The 22,346-nt window shown below is 76.1% G+C and carries 15 protein-coding genes and 3 pseudogenes; 6 read left to right on the forward strand and 12 right to left on the reverse strand.

What is annotated here, in order from left to right; translation table 11 throughout:
* Positions 1–11: 11 nt before the first annotated feature.
* Together LUW75_RS07870 and LUW75_RS07875 are read right to left on the reverse strand one after the other, a co-directional pair.
* A pseudogene (locus tag LUW75_RS07870) lies at positions 12–1,186 on the reverse strand (cytidylyltransferase domain-containing protein); the annotation flags it as partial.
* 18 nt (positions 1,187–1,204) lie between these two features.
* A complete protein-coding gene (locus LUW75_RS07875) occupies positions 1,205–2,506 on the reverse strand; it encodes a DUF6716 putative glycosyltransferase (RefSeq protein ID WP_250334983.1) in 1,302 nt (433 codons plus the stop codon).
* 166 nt (positions 2,507–2,672) lie between these two features.
* Between LUW75_RS07875 and LUW75_RS07880 the strand changes: the two genes are divergently transcribed.
* The 3 genes and pseudogenes from LUW75_RS07880 (at position 2,673) to LUW75_RS07890 (ending at position 7,185) form a co-directional block, all read left to right on the forward strand.
* Positions 2,673–3,659, forward strand: a complete 987-nt coding sequence (locus tag LUW75_RS07880) for a glycosyltransferase family 2 protein (protein ID WP_250334984.1) — start codon at positions 2,673–2,675, stop codon at positions 3,657–3,659.
* Positions 3,656–4,990 carry an alpha-2,8-polysialyltransferase family protein gene (locus tag LUW75_RS07885; protein ID WP_250334985.1) on the forward strand — a complete coding sequence of 445 codons (1,335 nt, stop codon included), beginning with the start codon at positions 3,656–3,658 and terminating at the stop codon, positions 4,988–4,990. Before LUW75_RS07880 ends, LUW75_RS07885 begins: the two co-directional genes overlap by 4 nt.
* Before the next feature lie 750 nt (positions 4,991–5,740).
* Positions 5,741–7,185: pseudogene (locus LUW75_RS07890) on the forward strand (CitMHS family transporter).
* Here the strand turns inward: LUW75_RS07890 and LUW75_RS07895 are convergent.
* From LUW75_RS07895 to LUW75_RS07915, 5 genes are all read right to left on the reverse strand, one after another.
* Positions 7,141–7,893: a response regulator gene (locus LUW75_RS07895; RefSeq protein ID WP_250337592.1), complete on the reverse strand. Its 753-nt coding sequence runs from the start codon at positions 7,891–7,893 to the stop codon at positions 7,141–7,143. The pseudogene LUW75_RS07890 and the gene LUW75_RS07895 sit on opposite strands and share 45 nt — an antisense overlap.
* On the reverse strand, positions 7,890–9,566 hold the full coding sequence (locus LUW75_RS07900; RefSeq protein WP_250337593.1) for a sensor histidine kinase: 1,677 nt from the start codon (positions 9,564–9,566) through the stop codon (positions 7,890–7,892). Before LUW75_RS07900 ends, LUW75_RS07895 begins: the two co-directional genes overlap by 4 nt.
* A gap of 299 nt (positions 9,567–9,865) precedes the next feature.
* Entirely contained in the window at positions 9,866–10,684 is an 819-nt protein-coding gene (locus LUW75_RS07905) for a MerR family transcriptional regulator (protein WP_250334986.1), read from the reverse strand.
* A gap of 62 nt (positions 10,685–10,746) precedes the next feature.
* Entirely contained in the window at positions 10,747–11,484 is a 738-nt protein-coding gene (gene leuE, locus LUW75_RS07910; RefSeq protein ID WP_250334987.1) for a leucine efflux protein LeuE, read from the reverse strand.
* A gap of 78 nt (positions 11,485–11,562) precedes the next feature.
* Positions 11,563–13,143: an acyl-CoA mutase large subunit family protein gene (locus LUW75_RS07915; protein ID WP_250334988.1), complete on the reverse strand. Its 1,581-nt coding sequence runs from the start codon at positions 13,141–13,143 to the stop codon at positions 11,563–11,565.
* Positions 13,144–13,717: 574 nt separating this feature from the next.
* On the opposite strand from LUW75_RS07915, the gene LUW75_RS24925 reads away from it, so the two are divergent.
* Positions 13,718–14,338: a L,D-transpeptidase family protein gene (locus LUW75_RS24925; protein WP_462933706.1), complete on the forward strand. Its 621-nt coding sequence runs from the start codon at positions 13,718–13,720 to the stop codon at positions 14,336–14,338.
* A 306-nt stretch (positions 14,339–14,644) separates the two neighbouring features.
* On the opposite strand, the gene LUW75_RS07925 is transcribed toward LUW75_RS24925, so the two are convergent.
* From LUW75_RS07925 to LUW75_RS07935, 3 genes and pseudogenes are all read right to left on the reverse strand, one after another.
* A complete protein-coding gene (locus LUW75_RS07925; RefSeq protein WP_250334990.1) occupies positions 14,645–15,373 on the reverse strand; it encodes a hypothetical protein in 729 nt (242 codons plus the stop codon).
* 315 nt (positions 15,374–15,688) lie between these two features.
* Positions 15,689–16,366: an RNA polymerase sigma factor gene (locus LUW75_RS07930; RefSeq protein WP_250337594.1), complete on the reverse strand. Its 678-nt coding sequence runs from the start codon at positions 16,364–16,366 to the stop codon at positions 15,689–15,691.
* A 257-nt stretch (positions 16,367–16,623) separates the two neighbouring features.
* Positions 16,624–17,336 (reverse strand): annotated as a pseudogene (locus LUW75_RS07935) (RNA polymerase sigma factor).
* A 27-nt stretch (positions 17,337–17,363) separates the two neighbouring features.
* On the opposite strand from LUW75_RS07935, the gene LUW75_RS07940 reads away from it, so the two are divergent.
* Complete coding sequence (locus tag LUW75_RS07940; protein ID WP_250334991.1) at positions 17,364–17,792, forward strand: nuclear transport factor 2 family protein; 429 nt, start codon at positions 17,364–17,366, stop codon at positions 17,790–17,792.
* Between the two features lie 42 nt (positions 17,793–17,834).
* Complete coding sequence (locus LUW75_RS07945) at positions 17,835–19,739, forward strand: hypothetical protein (protein ID WP_250334992.1); 1,905 nt, start codon at positions 17,835–17,837, stop codon at positions 19,737–19,739.
* Between the two features lie 44 nt (positions 19,740–19,783).
* On the opposite strand, the gene LUW75_RS07950 is transcribed toward LUW75_RS07945, so the two are convergent.
* Both LUW75_RS07950 and LUW75_RS07955 read right to left on the reverse strand, forming a co-directional pair.
* Complete coding sequence (locus LUW75_RS07950) at positions 19,784–20,365, reverse strand: hypothetical protein (protein ID WP_250334993.1); 582 nt, start codon at positions 20,363–20,365, stop codon at positions 19,784–19,786.
* A gap of 136 nt (positions 20,366–20,501) precedes the next feature.
* Entirely contained in the window at positions 20,502–22,118 is a 1,617-nt protein-coding gene (locus tag LUW75_RS07955; RefSeq protein ID WP_462933786.1) for a beta-N-acetylhexosaminidase, read from the reverse strand.
* Positions 22,119–22,346 lie beyond the last annotated feature (228 nt).

A 22,346-nucleotide genomic window follows, 5' to 3' on the forward strand; every position in this document is an offset into this window, starting at 1 on the left:
GCGTGGGCGGTGGTGCTCAGTTCGGGGCCGAGGAGCCAGGCGGCGATCTCGCGCACGGCCCCCGCGCCGCCCCGCGCCGCGGTGACGGCGCGGGCCGCGGCGCGCACGGCGGCGTGGGCGTCGGCGACGGCGACCGGCCAGCCGACGAGGCCGAGGCAGGGCAGGTCGTTGACGTCGTTGCCGGCGTAGAGGACCCGCTGGGGGTCGACGCCGTACTCCTCGCACCAGTGCTTGAGGGCGGCGTCCTTGCGGTCGATGCCGTGCAGGACGGGGACGTGGAGCTTGCGGGCGCGGGCGGCGACGACGGGGTTCTTCTCGGTGGAGAGGATCAGCAGGTGCAGCCCGGCCCGGCGGAGCGCGGCGATCCCGAGCCCGTCGCCGCGGTGGACGGCGACCAGTTCGCGGCCGTCGGAGTCGACCAGGACCCGGTCGTCGGTCTGGGTGCCGTCGAAGTCGAGGACGACCGCGTCCACGTCGGCGAGGGTCGGGGTGTCCGCCGGGTCGAGGAGCGGCGCCAGCGCGCGGGCGCGGGCCAGGTCGTGCGGGTCGTCGATCTCCAGGACCCGCGCGGGGTCGGTCGGGACGAGGGCGGTGCGGCCGAAGAAGCGGTGCCGGTGCGCGCGGAAGCCGGCGGCGTCCATGGCGTACGCGGCGCCCGTCTCCAGGTACTCGGGGCTGCGGTCCTGGCGGCGGGGGCGGTGCGCCTTGTCGTGGTTGACGCCCCGGGCGTCCCGGGCGGCGGGGGGCGCCCGGGGGCTCGTGCCGCCAGAGGAAGCCGTGGGAAGGGGGCGACCGTGAGGGCCGTGTCGGCGCCGCCGTCGAGGATCTCCGCGGTGACGCCGTCGACGTCCCCGGAGGTGAGGAACGGGCTGGTGCACTGGACGAGGAGGACCACGTCGGCGGGGCGGCCGTGCCGGGAGGCGTGGGCGTCCAGGGCGTGCAGGACGGCCGCCTCGCTGGTCGCCGTGTCGCCGGCGAGGCCGGCCGGGCGGTGGACCACCTCGGCGCCGGCGCCCGCCGCGGCCGCCGCGATGTCCGGGTCGTCCGTCGAGACCGCCACGTGCGTGACGCGGCGGGCGCCCCGGCAGGCGCGGACGGCGCGGGCGACCAGGGGCACGCCGCCGACCGGGGCGAGGTTCTTGCCGGGGACGCCCTTGGAGCCGCCCCGGGCCGGGATCACCGCCAGTACGGTGCGGGGGGGCGCTCACAGTTCCCCCAGCCGGCGGATGACGGGCGCCACGCGCTGGACGCCGTGCCGGTACGCGCCCCGCGCGGCCTCGCGCGCCGCGTCGCGCAGGAGCCCGCGCACCCCGCGCGTCCCGGGCTCGGACGCGTCGGCGTCCAGGCGGTGGCGGGCGAGGACGCCCGGGAGGTAGCCGGGGGCGGAGGCGGCCGTGTAGTACGGGGCGATCGGCGGCAGGGCGTCCCGCGCCAGCAGGTCGGCCACGCGCCGGCGGGCCGCCGCGAAGGCCGCGTCGGGGTCGTGCGCGGCGCCCTCGGCGGGGGCCGCGCCCTGGTCGGCGAGCCACGCCGGGTCGGGCGCCGGCTCGTGCCCGGCGTCGAGGCGGTCCCAGGAGGTGAGCAGCCCGGAGCCGATGAAGTGGTGGTTGCCGAGCGCCTCGCGCACGCCCAGGTCGGTGAGGACGGCGGTCGGCACCCTCCGGTGCAGGGCCTCCAGGGCGGCCGTCGACGAGACGGTGACCAGCAGGTCCGTGCGGTCCAGGACGTCGCCCATGTGCCCGTACACCAGGCGCAGGTTGGGCGGCAGCGGCAGGGTCCGGGCGAGCTTCTGGTACGGCAGCTCCTCGACGTGCGTCGTGTGCTCGCCCGGCTTGGAGCGGAGCTTCAGCAGCACCTCGCGGCCCGGGTGGAGCCGGGCGTGGCCGGCCAGGCGGCGCAGCAGGTACAGGCGGTCGGCGCGCGGGGCGGGCACGGAGGGCTGCGCGGCGAACACGACGGTGTGCCGCCCCGGCACGGGCCGGTGGGGCGCCCCGCCGAGGAACGGCAGCGCGGCCTCGACGATCGCCGAGGGGTCGGCGCCGACCCCCTCGTACACCGCGCGGAAGCGCCGGGCGTCGTACGGGGAGTTCGCCAGGACGACGTCGGCGCCGTGCCGCAGCAGCAGCCCGTCGGCGAGCTTCTCGTAGACGACGCCGACGTAACCGGTGACGACGACGGGGCGGCGGCGGGGCCCCGCCCCGGCCAGTCCGTGCAGGAACGCCTGCACGGTGCCGCCGACGAGGGCGAGGACGACCACGTCGTACGCCTCCTCCCGCACGGCGCGCAGGAACTCCGCGCCCGTCACCTCCCGGGGCGTGCCCAGGCCGGCCTCGGCGAGCTGCCGGGCGGTCGGGGTGGCGCGGCCGCGCAGCGCGTACCCGGTGACGTCCGGGCCGGCGGCGCCGGGCGGGGGTGGCGGGGCGATCCGGCGCGCGGTGAGCGCGCCCCATTTCCAGCGGGTGTCCGAATCCGCGAGAACGGCGATCCGGGGCGTGGGGGAAGGCACGCCGAGGACGTTAGGAATCCATTTCGGTGCGCGGCCCAACTCGATGGCAACAAACGGTGAACAGCGTCCGGCGGCCGTCCGGTTCAGCGGTACGCCGTCCAGTGTTCACCGCGCATCCCTTCCCCTGTCGCGAAGAATGCGGGGGCCGCCCCCTAACGTCCGGGGAGTGGTCAAGCTCTCCGTCGTCGTGCCGTTCTTCAACGTGCAGAGGTACGCGCCCGACGTCCTCCGAAGCCTGCGCGCGAACTCCCGCGGCGATTTCGAATTCCTGCTGGTCGACGACTGCTCCACGGACGGCACGCCGGAGATCCTCCGACGGGCCGCGCGGGAGCTCCCCGGCGCGGTGCTGCTGCGCCACGAACGCAACGGGGGGCTGGCGACGGCCCGCAACACCGGGCTGGACGCGGCGCGCGGCGAGTACATCGCGTTCCTGGACGGCGACGACTGGCTGGCACCGGGCCACTTCGCCCGCGTCCTGTCGGCGATCGAGGAGCTGGGGTGCGACTTCGTACGCACCGACCACGTCCGCTGCACCGGCCGGGAGCGGTCCCTGCAGCGGGTCCCGGTGGGCCGGCGCGGGGAGGTGCTGCGGCCGCGCGACGCGATCCTGCCGGCCCACCGGTCCACCTCGGTGGACTACCCGTACGCCTGGGCGGGGATGTACCACCGGCGGCTCGCGGAACGCGGGCTGCTGCACTTCACGGACGGGCTGCGCACCGCCGAGGACCGCCCGTGGATCTGGCGGCTGCACCGCGAGGCGGATTCCTTCGCCGTGGTCGGCGGAACTCCGGGAATCTTCTACCGGCGCGGGGTCTCCTCCTCCCTCACGCAAATCGGCGACATTCGCCAGCTGGATTTCATCCGGGCTTTCGACCAGGTGCTGGAGGAAACCGGAAAGGACCCGGAAGCCGACCGGCTGATGCCGAAAGCGGTGCGCACGTACTGCGCGATCATCGCCCACCACGTCGGTTCGGCGGAGCGGTTCGAACCGGTCGTCGCGCGGAAGCTGCGGGCGTGGAGCGCGGCGGCGCTGCGCCGCATGCCGCAGGACGTGCTGGCGGAGGCCCTGGACGAGATGGACGCGGAGCGGGCGGTGGTGCTGCGGCGGCTGCGGCGGCGGCCCGCCCTGGTGGGTGCGGGGGTGCCGGCATGACGGTCCAACTGCTGTACGCCTCCAGCCTGTACGGCGCGGCGACGCTCGCCGCCGCCCTGGACTCCGGCCGCCTGCCGGGGGCCGGGCGGCGGGTGCTGCTGGTGGCGAACAACGCGCCGGTGCCCGAGACGGCGCCGCCGCTCGACCGGATGCCGGGCTTCGAGCGGCTGCGCGGCCGGTTCGACTCGGTGCTGTCCTGGAACGAGGCGATCGCGCCGCTCCACCCGGCCGGCTGGACGCCCCGCCCCGACGACGTGCCGCTGTGGGAGCGGTACCTGCGGCTGCTGTGGGGGCTGGGCGACGAGCGGGTCGAGCTGGTGGTGGAGTCGTTGCAGGTGGCGCCCGCACTGGCGCTGGCGCGGCTGTTCCCCGACGCGCCGCTCGACGTGTACGCGGACGGGCTGATGAGTTACGGCCCGACCCGGGTGCGGCTCGACCCGCTGGTCGGGGAGCGGGTGCGGCGGGTGCTGCACCCGGAGCTGGTGCCGGGCCTGCGGCCGCTGCTGCTGGCGGAGTTCGGCGCCGAGCCGGTGGTGGTGCCGGAGGGCGGGTTCACCGGGGTGCTGGACGAGCTGGCCGGGCCCGAGGGGCTGCCGGAGGTGCCGGACCGGGGCGGCGCGCTGCTGCTGGGGCAGTACCTGGCCGCGCTGGACCTCCTCTCCCCCGCCGAGGAGGAGGAGTCGCACCTGCGGATGGTGCGGGGCGCCGTCGCCCTCGGACACCGCCGGCTGGTGTTCAAGCCGCACCCGGTGGCCCCGCCGTCCTGGACGCGGACGCTGGAGCGGGAGGCGGAGGCGCTGGGCGCGGAGCTGACGGTGCTGGAGCGGCCGGTGCTGGCGGAGGTCGTGTTCCGGCGGATGCGGCCCGACCTGGTGGTGGGCTGCTTCTCGACGGCACTGTTCACGGCGGCCCGCTTCCACGGCATCCCGGTGGCGCGGACCGGCACCGGTCTGCTGCTGGAGCGGCTCACGCCGTACGAGAACAGCAACCGGGTGCCGGCGACCCTCGCCGACGTGCTCCTCCCCGACCTGGACGCGGGCGCGGCCGGGCCGGCGCGGGCGGCGGACGCGGAGGTGACCGCGCTGGTCGAGGCGGTGGGGTACGCGATGCGGCCCCGGGTGCGCCCCGACCTGCGCCCGGCGGCCGAGCGGTACCTGTCGGGCGCCGGGCCGGAGCACGTGGCGCGGTACTTCCGGCGCCGCAGGCTCACCGCCCTGGGGCTGCCGGGCGGCCTGCCGGCCTCCGGCAGCCGCACCGCCCGCCGCCTCGTCCGCCGGGCCTTGCGCCGCTCCCCCCGCCTCCGCTCCCTGGGCCGCCGCCTGGTGTCCTGACGGGCCCGCGCCGCCGCCGGCCGGCGTCCGGGACGCCGTCGCGGTACCGGGCCACCGCACCACGGGCGCACCGGACCGAGCGGAGGGCGGCGGGAACCGCGGTGAGGACGACCGCGCCCGCCGGGAGGCACGACAGACGGCCGCATGGGCAGGCCGGCGCCTCGAAAGCCCCGAAGCGCCGCACCTTGCCGGGTTCGGGGCGGAGGGGGCGGCCCCCGCCCCCCGCTCCGTGCGGAAGGCCCTGGTCGCCGGCCCGGGTCCGCCTCGTTCCCGGACCGGCCCGGGTGCCCTCGTGCCCACCGCCCGCCCGGTGTCCGCCCGCCGCCCCGTGCAGGACGACGCGCGCCGCCCGGGCACCGGGCGGCGCGCGTTCGAGCGCTGCGGCTCCGTGGCACGGCCGGGACCCGGTGGGCGGCGGGCCGCGACGTGGGCGGTGACGTTCCGCCGCGGCGACCGGCACGTGCGCACCGCCACCCGTACCGTGCCGCGTCCCGGCGGAACGGACCCCGTGCCGCGCGGACCCCGTGACGGCCACGGCTCCGGCACGCGCGCGATCAGCCGGGTACGGAACCGGAAGCCCCCGTGACCTGCCCCGAAGCGCTTCCGCACGGGTTGTGGCGCTCCCGGTTCCCGGCAGGGGGTTTAGCTCATACTGCTCCCTGGTCCACTCCTTGTGCGCCGTGAATCCACGCCCGTACCTTCGTCCCGGCCGCAGCGCTGCGGTCGACGAAGTGACGAAAGCGACCTCCGATGCTCACGATTCTCGGCTTCGTCATGATCGCGACGTTCCTGACGCTGATCATGACGAAGAAGATGTCCCCGATCGCCTCACTCATCCTCGTCCCCGCGGTCTTCTGCGTGGTGGCGGGGCAGAGCGGCGACCTCGGCGGGTACGTACTGGACGGCATCGGCGACCTGGCGCCGACCGCGGCGATGCTCATGTTCGCCATCATCTTCTTCGGCATCATGATCGACGTCGGGCTGTTCGACCCGGTCGTGCGCGGGGTGCTGCGCTTCTGCAAGGCCGACCCGGCCCGCGTGGTGCTCGGCACCGCGGTTCTGGCGGCGGTCGTCTCGCTGGACGGCGACGGGTCGACCACGTTCATGATCACCGTGTCCGCGCTGCTGCCGCTCTACCACCGGCTGGGGATCAGCGTCCTCGTCCTCACCGCCGTCACGGCGACGGCGAACGGCGTGATGAACACCGTTCCCTGGGGTGGTCCCACGGCCCGCGCGGCGACGGCCCTGGGACTGGACCCCGGGGACATCTTCGTCCCCATGGTCCCGGCCCTCGCCATCGGCCTGCTGACCGTGTTCGCCCTGGCCTGGACCCTGGGACTGCGCGAACGCCGCAGGCTGGGGAGGCTGACGTCCGGGAGGACCGGTGAGCCGGCGGCCGACGCCGCCGAGGGCGCGGGCACCACGGCCGGGACGGGCGGCGCGGGCCGCGGCGGCGTGTCCCCGGCCGGTGCTCCGCAGGGCTCGGGCGGCGCCGTCGCCGTCGCCGGGACCGGCCCGCAGGCGCCGCCCGTCACCGCTGTGGAGGACGCCGACCCCGGCGTGCTCGACCCGGACCGCCCGACGCTGCGCCCCCGGCTGCTGTGGTTCAACGCCCTGCTGACGCTCACCGTCATGACGGTCCTCATCGGCCAGTGGCTGCCCATCCCGGTGATCTTCCTGCTGGCGGCCGGAGTCGCGCTGACCGTCAACTTCCCCCGGGTGGCGGAGCAGCGCGAGCGCATCGCGGCGCACGCGCCGAACGTCCTCAACGTCTCCGGGATGGTCTTCGCCGCCGCCGTCTTCACCGGTGTGCTGAACGGCACCAAGATGGTCGACCACATGGCGAGCACGCTCATCCACGCGCTCCCCGACGGGCTGGGTCCGCACATGGCCGTGGTGACGGGCCTGCTGAGCATCCCCTTCACGTACTTCATGTCGAACGACGGCTTCTACTTCGGCATCGTGCCCGTCCTCGCCGACGCCGGGGCGCAGCACGGCGTCTCCCCCTGGAGATCGCCCGGGCCTCGCTGGTCGCGCAGCCGCTGCACATGTCCAGCCCGCTGGTGCCGGCCGTCTACGTACTGCTCGGCATGGCCAAGGTGGAGTTCGGGGACCACACCCGGTTCACCGTCAAGTGGGCGGTGCTGGCGTCACTGGCCATCCTGGGCGCGGGCCTGCTGCTCGGCATCGTCTGACGGGGCCTCCGCCCGCCGCGGGCCCGGTCCCCCCGTCCAGCCGTAGCGGTGCTCGGGGCGGCCGGCGCCCGCGTACCGCAGGGACCGGACGACCTCCCCGGCCCGCTCCAGCAGTTTGAGGTAGCGCTGGGCGGTCTGCCGGCTGAGCCCGGTCCGCTGGGCCGTCTCGCCGGCGGACAGCGGCTCGCCGGCCCGGCGCAGCGCCTGCCGCACCAGCTCCGCCGTGTGCGCCGAGTGCCCCTTGGGCAGGGCGTCGGGGCCGGTGGCCACGCTGCCGAGCACCCCGAAGATGCGGTCGACCTCGTCCTGCCGGGCCGTCTCACCGCCACCGGCGAGGGTCCGGCGCAGGGCCGCGTAGCCCTCCAGCTTGACCCGCAGCCCGGCGTACGTGAACGGCTTGATCAGATAGTGCAGGGCGCCGTGCCGCATGGCCGCGCGGAGCGTGGCGACGTCCCGGGCGGCCGTCACCATGATCACGTCGGCCCGCAGGCCCAGCTCCCGCATGCGGTGGACGAGGCCCAGCCCGTTCCCGTCCGGCAGGTAGTGGTCGAGCAGCACCAGGTCGCAGTGGTGGTGCTCCAGCCAGGCGAGTGCCTCGGCGACGGTGTGGGCCCGCCCGGCCGTGCGGAACCCGGGCACGCGGTCGGTGTAGGCGGCGTTGATCCGGGCCACCCGGACGTCGTCGTCGACGACCAGCACGTCGATCACGTCCACGCGCGCGCCTCCTCGGTCCCCCCGCTCGCCCCGCCGGGCTCTCCGTTCCCACCCGCGGCGAGTGCCTCGGGCAGCACGACGGTGAACTCCGCGCCACCGCCCTCGCCCGCCGCGACGGTCACGGACCCGCCGTAGCGCTCGGCGTGCCGCCGCACCAGGGCGAGCCCGATCCCCCGCCCGCGCCGGCCGTCCGGCAGCGGGGGCTTGGTGGACCAACCCTCGGTGAAGACGGCTTCCCGCTGCTCCTCGGGCACGCCGGGACCGGTGTCGCGAACGCGGACCACCGCCGTCGTCCCCTCCGCCCACAGCTCGGCCTCGACCAGCCGCTCGGCCTCCGGGCCGTCCCGCCCGGTGACCGAGTCGAGCGCGTTGTCGATGAGGTTGCCGACGACGGTCACGAGGTCGTGCGGGGCCAGGACGGTGCCGGTCAGGCACGTCCGCGGACCGAGGCGCAGCGCCACGCCCCGCTCCGCGGCGACCGTCGCCTTGCCGACGAGCAGCGCCGACAGCAGCGGGTCGCCGACGCGCTCGGCGATCTGCTCGGCCACCACGCGGTGGGCGCCGACGGCTTCGCCGACGAACTCCGCGGCCTCCTCGTACAACCCGAGCTCCAGCAGTCCGAGGAGCGTGTGCAGCCGGTTCGCGTGTTCGTGGTCCGTGGCGCGCAGGGCGTCGAGCAGGGCCCGCGTGCTGTCCAGCGCCCGGCCGAGCGCCTCCAGCTCGGTGCGGTCGCGCAGGGTCGCGACGGCACCGCCGTCCTGTGTGAGCATCCGGTTGACGACGAGGACCCGGGCCCGGTGCACGGCCATCAGGTCGGGGCCCCGGACACGGCCGGTCAGCACGTCGGTGACGCGGCCGGGACCGAGCAGTTCCTCCAGCGGTGCACCGGTGCCGTCCCCGCCGGGCACGGCCGCGTCCGGCAGGCCGAGCAGGCGCTGGGCCTCGTCGTTGACGAGCCGGACCCTGCCGTGCCGGTCGAGCGCCACCACGCCCTCCCGGATGCCGTGCAGCATGGCCTCGCGTTCGTCGAGCAGGGCGGCGATGGCACCGAACGTCAGGCCGCGGGTACGCCGGCCCACCGCCCGGGAGACGGCGAACGCCGCGAGCACGCCGACCGCGAGGGCGGCGGCGGCGTAGCCGAGCAGCTGGGGGACGGTGGCGACGAGCCGGTCGCGGACGTTCTGGTACCGGATGCCCACGGAGACCGCGCCCACGATCTCCCCGTCCGCGGTGCGCACCGGCGTCTTGCCGCGAGCGGTGCGGCCGAGCGTGCCCGCGTCGATCTGGCGGACGTCGTGCCCGGCGAGGACGCGGCCCGGATCGGTGGAGACGTGCCGTCCGACGAGGTCGGGGTTCGGGTGGGAGTAGCGGACGCCCCGCTCGTCCATGACGACGACGTACTCGGCCCCGGTCGTGCGGCGGACCCGTTCGGCGAGGTCCTGCACCGGGTTGCCCGGCTGCGGCTCGGTGCGCGTGAGCTCGGCGGCGAGCGCGCCCCGGGACGCCACGGTCTGCGCGATGGCGAGGGCCCGGTGGGTCGCCTGGTCGTCGAGGCGCTCGCTGAGCGGGACGAGGAACAGGGCCGTCGTCAGCACGGTGACGACGGCGGCGGTGGCGAGCTGCGTGAGGAGCACCAGCGAGGCGACGCGCCGCGGCCGTCCCGGCATCCGCAGGCGGAGCGGTCTCGAACGTGCCGGGTGGTCCACGACTGCCAGGCTACCGCTCGGTACGGCGTGCGCCGGGCCGGGCACGCGACCGCCTTACGCGTGGGTCGCACGGCGGGCGCCCGCTGAAGGGCGACGGCTACGAGCGGCGGCACGCGGTCGGGTGCGGGATCGACCGCCTCGAGTGCCGCCGGGCCGCTGCCGCCCGGTACGGCGGACCCGCCGTCCGCCGCGGAGCGGCCGTGCCGGTCACAGCCGCCCGTCGACGGCTGCGACCGGCGCTTTCCCCGCAGGACCCGGACCTAGTCGGCCAGCGGCTCCTGGAGCTCGGTCACCCACTCGCTGCGGTCCTCCGGGGACTCCAGGTACAGCTCGCGGGTGCAGCCCGCGGAGCGGTGGCCGTGGGCGGCGGTCCAGGCGGTGAGCACCTGGTACGTGGAGACCACGTCGTCCATCGGCCCGCGGTGGATGACGGTCGCGGCGCGCTCGACGGGCGGCAGCTCGACGAAGTCGACGTCCGGGGCGGTCACGTCCGGCGAGACGACCACCCCCGCGTGGACGCGGACCGCGCCGCCGCCGTCCGGGGCGTCCTCGTAGTACGCGAGGCCCGGACCGAAACCGGTGAGCCCGGCGGCGGACAGCCGGGCGCACAGCTCCTGGAAGAGGGGGCCGATGACGGGACCGATGGCGGTCGGCTCGTAGCCCGCGGCGATCCCGCTCAGCTCGGCCAGCCGTACGGCGGGAAGACTCTTGACGACGACGTCCTGGGTGGGCATGTGCCCCTCGCTCTCGATGGCCCGGAGCCTCGCCGCGACCTGCCCGAGCCGGGCGGTGGTCTCGGCGACCGCCGCCTCCAGTTCGGCCCGCCGCAGCCGCAGCATCCCGCGCAGCTCGTCCGCGCCGACCTCCTCGTCCACGATCGACCGCACCTGGTCGAGCGTGAAGCCGAGGTCCTTCAGCGCGATGACCCGGTTGAGGCGGGCCAGCTGGCCGGCCCCGTAGAACCGGTAGCCGCTGTGCGGGTCGACGCGGGCGGGCCGCAGCAGCCCGATGGCGTCGTAGTGGCGCAGCATCCGGACGGACACGCGGCCGTGCCGGGCGAAGTCTCCGATGGTGAACATGATGTCTCCCATGACACGGCCTCACACGGTGTCAGGGTCAAGCCCGCGGCCCGCCGGGCCCGTCAGGCGCCGCTCAGCGAGAGCTTGGCGGCGAAGCCGAGGAACAGCGCGCCCGCCGCCGAGGTGGCCGCAGCCGACAGGCGCCCGCGGCGGCGGAACGCGGCGGCCAGGTGCGTGCCGGCGAAGATCAGCAGGGAGAGGTAGAGGACGCTCGCCACCTGTGCGAGGGTGCCCAGCACGACGAAGGACAGCGCTGGGTACGGGTACGCCGGGTCGACGAACTGGACGAAGAACGCGACGAAGAACAGGATCGCCTTCGGGTTGAGCAGGCTGATCACGAAGGCCCTGCGGAACGGCCGCTCCCCGGCCCGTGCCGGTCCCGCCGCGCCCGGTCCACGGTCCGCCGCCGCGCCCGCCGCCGGTCCCGCCGCTTCCACCGCGCCCACCGGCCCCGCCGCCGGCGCGGCCTCCCGTACCGCGTCGGCCCGGTCGCCGCGCCCGCGCCACATCGACCACGCGGCCCGCAGCATCCCGACGGCGAGCCACGTCAGGTACCCGGCGCCGGCGTACCTCACGACGCCGAACAGCACGGCGTTCGCCTGGAGCAGCGAGGCGACGCCCGCGGCGGACAGGGTCATGAGGACCGTGTCGCCGCACCAGACGCCGCCCGCGGCGGCGTAGCCCTTCCGGACGCCGCCGCGGGCGGCGACGGAGAGCACGTAGAGCGAGTTCGGACCCGGCAGGAGGACGATGACGAGGAGGCCGGCCAGGTAGGTCGGCAGGTCGGTGACACCCAGCATGGGGCGGAGTGTCGCACGGCCGCGCGCCGCCCCGCCGCCGGCTTCCGCACCGTGGGACGGCGCGGTCCGGCGGAGGTGTCAGAAGGCGTCCGTCGGGACGTACGTGCCCCACACCCCGCGCAGCGCGTCGCACACCTCGCCGACCGTGGCGCGCGCCCTGAGCGCGTCCTTCATCGGGTAGAGCACGTTCTCCGTGCCCTCCGCGGCCTTCCTCAGCTCCGCGAGGGCCGCGTCGACCGCCGCCCGGTCGCGTTCGGCGCGGAGTCCGGCGAGGCGCTCGGCCTGCTGGGCCTCGATGGCCGGGTCGACGCGGAGCGGCTCGTACGGCTCCTCCTCGTCGAGCGTGAAGCGGTTGACGCCGACGACGACCCGTTCGCCGCTGTCGGTCTCCTGGGCGATGCGGTACGCGGACCGCTCGATCTCGCCCTTCTGGAAGCCGTGTTCGATGGCGCTGACGGCGCCCCCGAGCTCCTCGACCTTCCCCATCAGTTCGAGGACGAGGGCCTCCACCTCGTCGGTCATCCTCTCGACGACGTACGACCCGGCGAACGGGTCGACGGTGGCGGTCACGTCCGTCTCGTAGGCGAGGACCTGCTGGGTGCGCAGGGCGAGGCGGGCGCTCTTGTCGGTGGGCAGCGCGATGGCCTCGTCGAAGGAGTTGGTGTGCAGCGACTGCGTGCCGCCGAGCACGGCCGCGAGGCCCTGGACGGCGACGCGCACCAGGTTGACCTCCGGCTGCTGGGCGGTGAGCTGGACGCCGGCGGTCTGGGTGTGGAAGCGCAGCATCCACGACTTGGGGTTCTTCGCGCCGAACTCCTCGCGCATGACCCGCGCCCAGATGCGGCGGGCCGCGCGGAACTTGGCGACCTCCTCCAGGATCGTCGTGCGGGCGACGAAGAAGAAGGAGAGGCGGGGCGCGAAGTCGTCCACGTCCATGCCGGCGGCGACGGCCGTGCGGACGTACTCGATGCCGTCCGCGAGGGTGAACGCGATCTCCTGCGCGGGCGAGGCCCCGGCCTCCGCCATGTGGTAGCCGGAGATCGAGATGGTGTTCCACTTCGGGATCTCGGCCTTGCAGTACTTGAAGATGTCGGCGATCAGCCGGAGGGAGGGCTTGGGCGGGAAGATGTAGGTGCCGCGGGCGATGTACTCCTTCAGCACGTCGTTCTGGATCGTGCCGGTGAGCCTGTCGGCGGGCACGCCCTGCTCCTCGGCGACGAGTTGGTAGAGCAGCAGCAGGAGGGCGGCGGGGGCGTTGATCGTCATCGACGTGGAGACCTTGTCCAGCGGGATGCCGTCGAACAGGACGCGCATGTCGTCGAGGGAGTCGATCGCCACGCCGACCTTGCCGACCTCGCCGTGCGCGATGGGGGCGTCGGAGTCGTGGCCCATCTGGGTGGGCAGGTCGAAGGCGACGGACAGGCCCGTCGTGCCGTTGGCGATGAGCTGCTTGTAGCGGGCGTTGGACTCCACGGCCGTGCCGAAGCCGGCGTACTGCCTCATGGTCCAGGGGCGACCCGTGTACATGGTCGGGTAGACGCCCCGGGTGAAGGGGTACGAGCCGGGCTCGCCCAGCTTCTCCGCGGCGTCCCAGCCGGACAGGGCGTCCGGCCCGTACACCGGTTCGATGGGCAGTCCCGACTCCGACTCGCGCGCCATGTGCTGTGCCTTCCGATAGACCTGCTCGCAGGTACCGATCCTCGCGACGGACTGTAGCGGCGGGCGTGCGGGCGATGGAGGGCCGCACGCTGGGACCTTCCTCACAGGCTCCGCCGGCTCCCGGGCCGCCCCGTCACAGCATCGTCACACCACCCCGGTGTCGGGCGACCGCGGGAGAGGGGGAAGTATCCCTACGGACACAGGACCCGTTCCGGGGGGAGCCTCCATGCACCGTCGCCCGACCTCCGTACGCGCAGGGCTGTCCGCCCTCGCCGTGATCGCCCTGGCCACCGGTTGCGCCGTCCGGACCGCGGGGCCGACCGGGCCCGCCGCGCCGACGGCCGCGCGGGAGCCGGTCGCCGCGGTCGCGCCGCCCTCGGCGCCCGCCCCGCCGCCGCCGACGCCGGTTCCGACGCCGACGCCGGTTCCGACGCCGACGCCGACGCCGTCGGCGCTCCCGCCCTCACCGCCGGCGGCGTCCCCGCCGCCCCCTCCCCCCTCGCCCTCCCGGTCCGCGTCCCCGCCGGAGGGCGGCGACGGCAAGCCGTCGGCGTCCCCCGCGGGGAGGGTGCTGATGGCCGAGGGCGCCGAGAGCGAGCGGGTGCGCGAGCTCCAGGCGCGGCTGCGCCAGATCGGGTACTTCCACCGCAGCCCCACCGCCTTCTACGGCTCCCTGACCGCCGGGGCGGTGACGCGGTTCCAGAAGGGGCGGCGGCTGCCGGCGACGGGGGCGGTGGACGAGGCGACCTGGGCGGAGCTCGTCGGGGCGACGCGGAAGCCGACGCCGGACGAGCTGCGGCCGCCGACCACCAACGAGCTGGACACCCCCGACCCGCGCTGTGCCACGGGGCGGGTGCTGTGCATCAGCAAGGAGAGCCGGACGCTGGCCTGGATGATCGACGGCAAGGTCGTGTCGGCCATGGACGTCCGCTTCGGCTCCGTCAGCACCCCGACCCGCGAGGGCGTCTTCAAGGTGGACCGCAAGGAGCGGACGTGGACCTCGACGCTGTACCACTCCGAGATGCCGTACTCGATGTTCTTCAGCCGCGGCCAGGCGGTGCACTACTCGGCGGACTTCGCGGCGCGCGGCTACGACGGCGGCTCGCACGGCTGCGTGAACGTGCGTGACAAGGCGCGGCTGGCGCGGGTGTTCGAGCAGGTGCGGGTGGGTGACAAGGTGGTCGTCCACTGGTGATCCGGGCGCTCCGGGCACCGCGGCCGGAGCCGGAGGGGTGGAGGAGGGGCGCGGGCGGGACCGGGGGAACGTGCCCCGCCCGCGCCGGGTGCGCCGAACCGTGGGTACGGGGGGAACCCCGGCTCCTTGCGCCGCCGATGACCAGTCGGCTCACTCCATACTGCGCCGCCGGCCCGGAAAGTGTCACACCCTCCGCGCGGCCGGGGACGGCCCCGGCCCGGCGGTCCGCCGGCGGGGGCGGAGCGGGTCCGGCCCGCCCCCGCCGACCGGAGGGACCGGCGCGGCGCACGGGTCCGGCCCGGCGGCTCAGCGAGCCTTGCCGCCGCCCTTGACCGGGGGCTTCGGGCCGGCGGGCTTCTCCTTGCCGGCCGTCCTCCCGCCGCCGCCGTCGCCCGGGCCGGGGTCGGCGTCACCGCCGCCGACGACGCGGTCGCCCGTGCCCGCACCGGCGTCCGTGCCCGGGACCGCACCGACCGCGCCGGTGTCGGCGGACGGCTCTTCGGGCCGGCGGCCGTCGGACAGCACCTGGTCGCAGAACCGCCGGACCCCGCCGCTGGCCTTGGCCACGAGTTCCAGCTGCTGCCGGCGCGCGGCGTCGATGCGGCCGTCCCGGAAGTCGCGGCAGTCCTGCGTGGTCCGGGCCGGCCAGGTGCCGTCCGGCGCCTTGCCGGCCGCGCCGGACCGGTCGTCGGTCCGGGTGCCGCCGGTGGGAGCGCCGCCGCCCGGGGCGGCGCCCCGGGCCGTGGCGGTGCCGGCCGTACCGGTCGGCGGGGCCGGCGGGGCCGGCGAGGCCGGCGGCGTCAGCGGCGGCGGGCTGCTCGGACCGGAGGCCCTTCCGGGCCCGGTGGAACCGCGCGGGGTGGCCGCCGGGCCGTCCGTGGCCTCCGGTCCCGCCGGTACGGAGGCCGCCACGGCGGGCCGGGGCGCCTCGTGGGTCCCGAGCGTGGGCAGGACGCCCGTGCCGGCGGCGACGGAGACGCCGCCCACCGCGAGCCCGGCGGCCGAGGCGGCCAGGCCCCAGTGGGCGGGGCGCATCCAGCCGCGCGTGCGGCCCCGGCGCGGCGGGTGCGGGGCCGCGCCCCTCCGTACCGGGCCGGGGTCGGAGCCCCGCGGCCTCGCCTCGCACGCGGGCCGGGCGGCGCGGAACGCCGCGAGCGCCGCCTCCTCGCCGGGCAGCGCCCCCGAGGGTGCCTGGGCGAGGGGGGGCGGCGGCGTCGCGGGCCCTGCCGAGGGTCTCCGACAGGCGTTCGATCTGCCACTGTGTGTAATCGTCGTCGGCGTCGACCGGCTCACCACGCAGCAGTCGCTCCGCCGCCTCGTGGTCGAGCCACTCATACCGCTCGTCGGCCATCACATGTCCTTCTGCGTCCGCGGGTGCGAATGCGTCACAGCGCGGCCCGCGGCCGGGACGTGCGCGACCGAGCCCGCGCGGGGTCCCGGCGGCGGTGGTACGGCGCTCAGCGCGGCGCCGCCGGGACCACCCGTGCCGAGGAGCTCGGCGAGCCGTTTCAGGCCGCGGTGGGCGGCGGTCCGGACGGCTCCGGGCCGTTTGCCGAGCACCTCGGCGGCGCTCTTGGCGTCGAGTCCGACGACCACCCGGAGGATCACCGCCTCGGCCTGGTCCTGGGGGAGCCGCCCTATCAGGTCCATGGTGTGCCCCGTGGCGAGGGCCTCCATGGCCTCGCCGGCGGTGTCGCAGTCGGCCGGCTTGTCGGTCAGCTCGGTCTCGTCGCCGCCCTGGGCGGGCCGGCGGCCCCGCATGCGCAGGTGGTCCAGGGCCCGGTTGCGGGCGATGCGGGCCGCCCAGCCGCGGAAGCGGTCGGCGTCACCGCTGAACCGGCCGAGGTCCCGGGCGATCTGCAGCCACGCCTCCGACGCCACGTCCTCGGCGTCCACGTCCCCCACCAGCGTCCTCAGATATCCGAGCAGCCGCGGATGCACGGCGCGGTACACAGTACGGAAGGAGTCCTCGTCCCCGTCCTGTGCCGCGAGCACCGCGGCGGTCAGCTCCGCGTCGTCCCCCAGCACTCCCACAACCCGTTCGTCGTCGCGGCAGGCACATCAGGACGGTCCGCCCTGCGCGCAGCAGCACGCTACGTGCTCATGCCGTATCTCGTCCATGTTTGTACAACACGCGGCGGCCCGCGTCTCGGGGTGGTGTGACAGAAAACGCGTCCGCGGCGCTGATAGGAGTACGGGGCCGTCCTGCGGACCCGCGGACGGCGGCCGGGGCCTCTCCTGTGGGGGGTGGCGGCCCCGGTCGTCCTCCTGAAGCGCCGGGCGCGCTAGCCGCTCCGCGCGGCCTCCCCGCCGGAGCCGTCCGGCCCGGTTCGCCCCAGTTCCCCGGCCAGCCGCCTCAGTCCCCGGTGCGCGGCCGTGCGCACCGCCCCCGGCCGCTTGCCCAGGACCCGCGCCGCCGCCGGCCCGCCCAGACCGATCACCACGTGCAGCAGGACCGCCTCCGCCTGGTCCCGCGGGAGCGTCCGCACCAGGGCGAGCGCCTCCTGCGTCGCCAGGGACTCCAGCGCGGCGGCCGCCGTGTCGTGCCGGTCGGGGAGGTCCAGCGCCTCCTGGCCGAGCGCCGCGGCAGGGGGCGGCGCCGCCGCCCGCGCAGGTGGTCCAGCGCCCGGTGCCGCGCGATGGCCGCCGCCCAGCCGCGGAAGCCGCGGCCGTCGCCCCGGAACCGGCCGAGGTCCCTGGCGATCTCCAGCCACGCCTCGGCGGCCACGTCCTCGGCGTCGTCGCCGACCAGCCGCCGCAGGTACCCCAGGAGTCCGGGGTGCACCGCCCGGTACACGCGCGCGAAGGCCCGCTCGTCGCCGCCCTGCGCCAGCGGGACGGCCGCGTCCAGTCCCCCGTCGTCTCCCCCCACACCCCAGCCTGCGTACGACCGGGCCGAAGTGTCACAGTGGGGGTGATCCACGTCACGCCCGGTGAGGCGGTACTCAAGTTTGACCAATGATTCCGGAGGGGATATCCTCCTCCACGTAGTCAACATTGACTACTAGATCCCCAGGGGGCCTGTGTGACCTTTCTGCCCGAGACCGGATACGTGCCCACCGCCGAGGACCGCGCCGGACTGGACGCGTGGTTCGCCGAGTACGACGCCCGCAGCGCGCGGCGCGACGTCGAGGGGATGGCCGACATGGCCGTCTTCCCGCTGAACCTGGTCACCGACGACACGGCCGGCGAGGGACGGTCCGCGCAGTGGGACCGCGACCGGTTCGTCGCCGTCATGACCGGGGTGATGGGCGGGGGCGACGGGGACGTCGCCTTCGAGTCCACCCGGACGCCCGTCTTCCTCTCCCCCTCCATGGCCGTCGTCTTCAGCGACTCGACCGTGACCGCGGGGGGTGAGAAGCGGCAGCTCAGGTACGCCGACGTCCTGATCAGGCGGGGCGGTGCCTGGGCGTTCCAGACGATGATGCAGGGCGGCTGGGGCGGGGCCCTCTGATAACCCGTCAGGAAACGGGGCGGGACCGGTGATAATGCGCGGGTGAACACCGCGTCCCCCGTCCCGCTCCCCGCGGACCGCGTACCGCCCGGCACCGCCGACTGGCGGTCCTCCGACGCCCGGCGCTGGCTCGCCGCCGCGCCGGGCGTCTGGGCCCATCCGCTGTGGGCCGTGCTCCCGCTCGTCCTGACGGCGGTGTGGACGGTGGCGGCGGGCCCCGACCCGTCCTGCACCCCGGCCGAGCCGTGCGGGACGGACTGGCCGGGCCTCTGCGTGTCGGCGGCGCTGCCGCTCACCCTCTACTGGGTCGTGCGGCAGCCCCGGCTCGCCCTGCTCGGCCTCGCCGTGGTCCTGCTCGGGCACCTGGTGGACGGCGCTTCCGCCTCGGCGCTGGGCGAGCCCCGGTGGTTCGCCTTCGTCGTCGCGCTCGCGTTCACCACCGCCGGGCTGCTGCACCGCCTCGCCGTGGCGGGCCGCCAGCGGGCGCTGGCGCGCGAGGCGGCGGGCCCGGTCCTCCACCCCGTGCCGGCGGCGGCGCTCGCGTTCCGCCGCGGGCGGGTCTCGTTCGCCCTCGCGGCGCTGCTGCTGGCCGTCGCCGTGTTCGGGTTCTGGCAGGCGCAGCAGGTCGTCGGCGCCTTCGAGCGGCGGGCCGCCGGGCTGACGCCCGTGAGCGGCCGGGTCACCCTGTCCGACGAGGACGATCTGGTGATCGACGTCGCCGTCGGCGACCGGGTCCACCGCGTGGAGACCTACGTCCCGGAGCAGTACCCCGTCGGCAGCCGGGCCGAGCTGCTGGTGGACGGCGACTGGGTGCGGCTGACGGCGGAGCCGTACGACGTCACCGGCTGGGAGGTGCTCGTCTTCCTCGGGCTCGTCGGCGGGCTGGCGTTCCTCGCCAACGGCGCCGACGGGCGGACCCGGTCCCGGCAGCTCCACCGGGGCCCGCTGCCCGTCCTGCGGGTGCTGGTCCGCGAGGACCACGGCGACGGCAGGACGTGGGTGTACGCAGCGGACGACCCGGCCGCCGAACGGCCCCTCCTCCACTTCCACTCCCTCCACACCTTCGAGGAGGACGGGGAGCGGCGCGATCCGCGCGGCGACGAGGAGGGTTCCGGGGACCACGACGCAGGGGGCGACGACGAGCTGGCCGAGGGGCTGCGCAGGGTCGGCGCCGTCCTCAGGGGCGAGGACCCGCCGCCCCCGCTGCGCGAGGCCGTCCTCTACGGCCCGCCGTACGTCGGCGCGGAGCTCGCCTTCCTCGCGCCCGACGGCGAGGACCACGCCGAGGTGTCCGTCGAGTGCAGCGTCACCGCCGTCAGGCCGGCCGTGCCGGGGCCGTTCGGCGGCGACACGGGCCCGTCCGGGCGGTCCGGCGCGGAGCGGCGGCCCGTCGACGAGGTCGCCGCGGAGCTGGAGCCGTCCGCCGCGCCCCGCACCTGGGGCGCGACCGGCCCGTCCCGCGCCGTCGGCGCGTTCCTGCTGCTGGTGCAGGGCGGCGGCGTGTGGGCGCTGCTGGACGGCGGCGTGTCCTGGCTGTCGGTGTTCCCGCTGGCCGGCCTGTTCCTCGTCGTCACGGCCGCGTCGACGGCGCTCAACTGGCGGCTCACCGCCGACCGCGGCGGGCTGTGGGCCGCCGGGGCGTGGCGGGTGCGGCGGGTCCCGTGGGACGACGTGCTGGCCGTGCGCCACGACCACGGCGCCGGTCTCGTCGTCGCCCGGGAGGGGGACACCGAGGTGGTCCTCTCGCCCGTCGGCTGGCCGTGGCTGGAGCGGCGGCTGGGGCGCGAGCCGTACGGGCCGCGCGCCGCCGACGAGGCCGAGGCGCTGCTGAACAGGCCGGAGCTGCGGCCCCTGGAGGAGGCCACCGCGGCCCGGCAGGGCATGCCGGTGGGGCCGGTCGTCGCGCTCGCCTCGGCGCTGTGGGGCGCGGCGGCGCTGCTGCTCTGAGCGCGCCGCCCGGAGCGGTACCCCCGCCCCGCCCCGCCGGGCCCCTACACCCCGCGGGCCCGGCGAGACAGGACGGCCCGGGTGATGCGGCGTCCTTCGGCGGACAGGTCAAGGGCGCGGCGCAGCCCGCCCGCCGCGCCGTCCGCGAGGGCCTCCAGGACCTCCGCCTGGCGGCGCAGCTCCCCGTCGGCCAGCGGCCCCACGTCCTCCGGCCCGCCCGCGCCGCGGCGGTCCAGGACCCCCGCGAGCCCCGACGAGGGGGCGGCGCACAGCCGGTGGTGCAGCTCCAGGGCGGCGAGGGAGCACGCGTCGGCCCACTTCCGGAGCGGCTCGCGCGCCCAGGCGCCGGGCGCGGCGTCCAGCATGCGCCGTACGAGCGCGGCCTCCTCGGCGCCCGCCGGCACGGCCCGGGCGCCGTCGACGGCGGCCCGCGCCTCCGCGAGGCGGTCCGCCCAGCCGGCGCCCCCGCGCGCGACCGCCGACCACAGGGGGCGGAGCCGGTCGGCGCCCTCCGGGTCGAGCAGCGGCAGGCAGCGGTCGAGGCAGGCCAGCGCGGCGGCGGCCAGCCCCCTTTCGTCGGCCCGCTCGATCAGTTCCACCAGGCTCGGGGTCGTGCTCGTGCTCATGACGTCTCCCGTCGCGGACGCGGTGTTTCTCCTTTACTGCGTCGCCCGGCGGCAAAGCGTCACCGGCCGCGACGCGGACCCCGCCGGGCCGGACCGGGTCCGCACCCGCCCCGGCCCCCGGCGGACCCGCCGTGCGTCAGAGCCGTCCCGCGAGCGCCGAGAACTCGCTCCAGGACAGGGACGGGTCGCGCGGGTCCCACACCTTCTGCGCCAGCGCCCGCAGCGGCATGCGGATCCCGGCGGCGACCCGGTCCTGCGTCTGGGCGTTCGCGAAGTCGCACCACACGGCGAGCCGGCCGCCCAGGATCTGCCCGGAGTACCGCGACGGCACCGGCTGGGTGCCGCGCAGCACCAGCGGCGTCCACGAGGCGTAGATCTCCCGGCCCGTCGGGTAGGTGAACCGGTTCGGCTCGCCCAGGACGTAGTAGAGGTACCGGTCGTTGACGTTCACGACCTTCCGCCCCTCGCGCAGGTACTCCACCGGGGGCCGGGCGCCGATCTCGCGGCCCGTCCAGTACTCGACCTCGACGCGCTCGTCGGCGGCGACCGCCCCGCCGGGGAAGATCCCGTCGTTCCACGCCTTCGGCTGCTTGCCGGCCGCCCGCACGACCGCGGCCCGGTCGTTGAGCCAGTCCGTCGCCAGGTCCCGGACCCGCGCCCCGGGGCCGTACCGGTCGCGGGCCTCGGCGGCCAGCCGGGGGTAGGACGCCTCCGGGTCCGGCGCCATGAGCGCCCGGTACTCGTCGGCGCCGACGTGGAAGTACCGGCCGGGGAACAGCTGCGCGTACTCGCGCAGCAGCTCGTCGACGATCCGCGCCGACTCGGGCCGCGCGATGTCGATCGCCCCCCGCGCGACCGCGCCCCGCGCGTCGCGCAGGCGCAGGGAGGGGTGGGCGGAGAGGACGGCGCCGAGGTGCCCGGGCGAGTCGATCTCGGGGACCACGGTGATGTGGAGGCTCGCCGCGAGGGCGACCAGCCGGCGGACCTCCGCCTTGGTGAGGTGCCGCCGCGACACGACCTCGGGGTGGCTGTCGGACTCGATGCGGAACGCCTGGTCGTCGGAGAAGTGCAGCCCCAGTTGGTTCAGCTTGAGGTCGGCCATCTCGCGGATGCGGGCCTCCAGCCAGGCGGCGGTGAAGTGCTTGCGGGCGATGTCGATCATCAGTCCGCGCTGCGGGCGGTCCGGGCGGTCCCGCACCACGCCCTCCGGCACGACGCCGCCCGAGCGGAGCGCCTGCTTGACGGTCCGCGTCCCGTAGAAGACGCCCGCCTCGTCGGGGGCGGCGATGCGGACGCGGCCGTCGCGGGTCGTCAGCGTGTACGACTCGGGGACACCGGACACCCCTCCGCCGCCGAGGGCCAGCTCGATGTCGCCGGCGCGGGCGGGCGACTCGCCGCGGTGCTCGATGCCCAGCTCCCGCGCGAGCAGCCGCGCCTCGTCGGCGAGCACGCCGCTGCCGCGCGCGACGACCACGCCGCTGCCGTCACCGGGCCGCCATCCGGGCCCCCGGGCGGGCATGTGCTCCCGCACGGCGGGGATGGTGCGCGGCGCGGTGGAGAGCGGGTGGGTCCGCGTGGGGCTGGGGGACGCCTCGGCGGTACGGGAGGGGGTGGCCGCCGTACCGGGGCCGGCGGCATCGCCGTCCCCGCCGGCGCCGCACCCGCCGAGCCCCAGCGCCAGCACGAGGGCCGCCGAGCCGGCCGCCCGGCGACGCCCCCTCCCCCGCCGCCGCGGGGCCGTGGGACGGGATATGCCTGATGTAGGGCCGTTCGGGTGATTAACCGGGCGATCGGAGGCGGTGGACCCGCCGCGAGGCGTAACAAAAGACCTGGCGATGTCCGGTATCGGCCCCTTATCTGCGGGTTCGTTGCGGGCGGTCACGCGCTTGCCTCCTCCCCGAGGCCACCGGGCCCCGGTACCGACGCGCCGAGTGCGTCCGTCTCTTGCATTGAAACTCCGCCTTCCGAGTGAAGTACGGGA

It is taken from the genome of Streptomyces sp. MRC013 (assembly GCF_023614235.1).
In the GTDB taxonomy this organism is placed as follows: domain Bacteria; phylum Actinomycetota; class Actinomycetes; order Streptomycetales; family Streptomycetaceae; genus Streptomyces.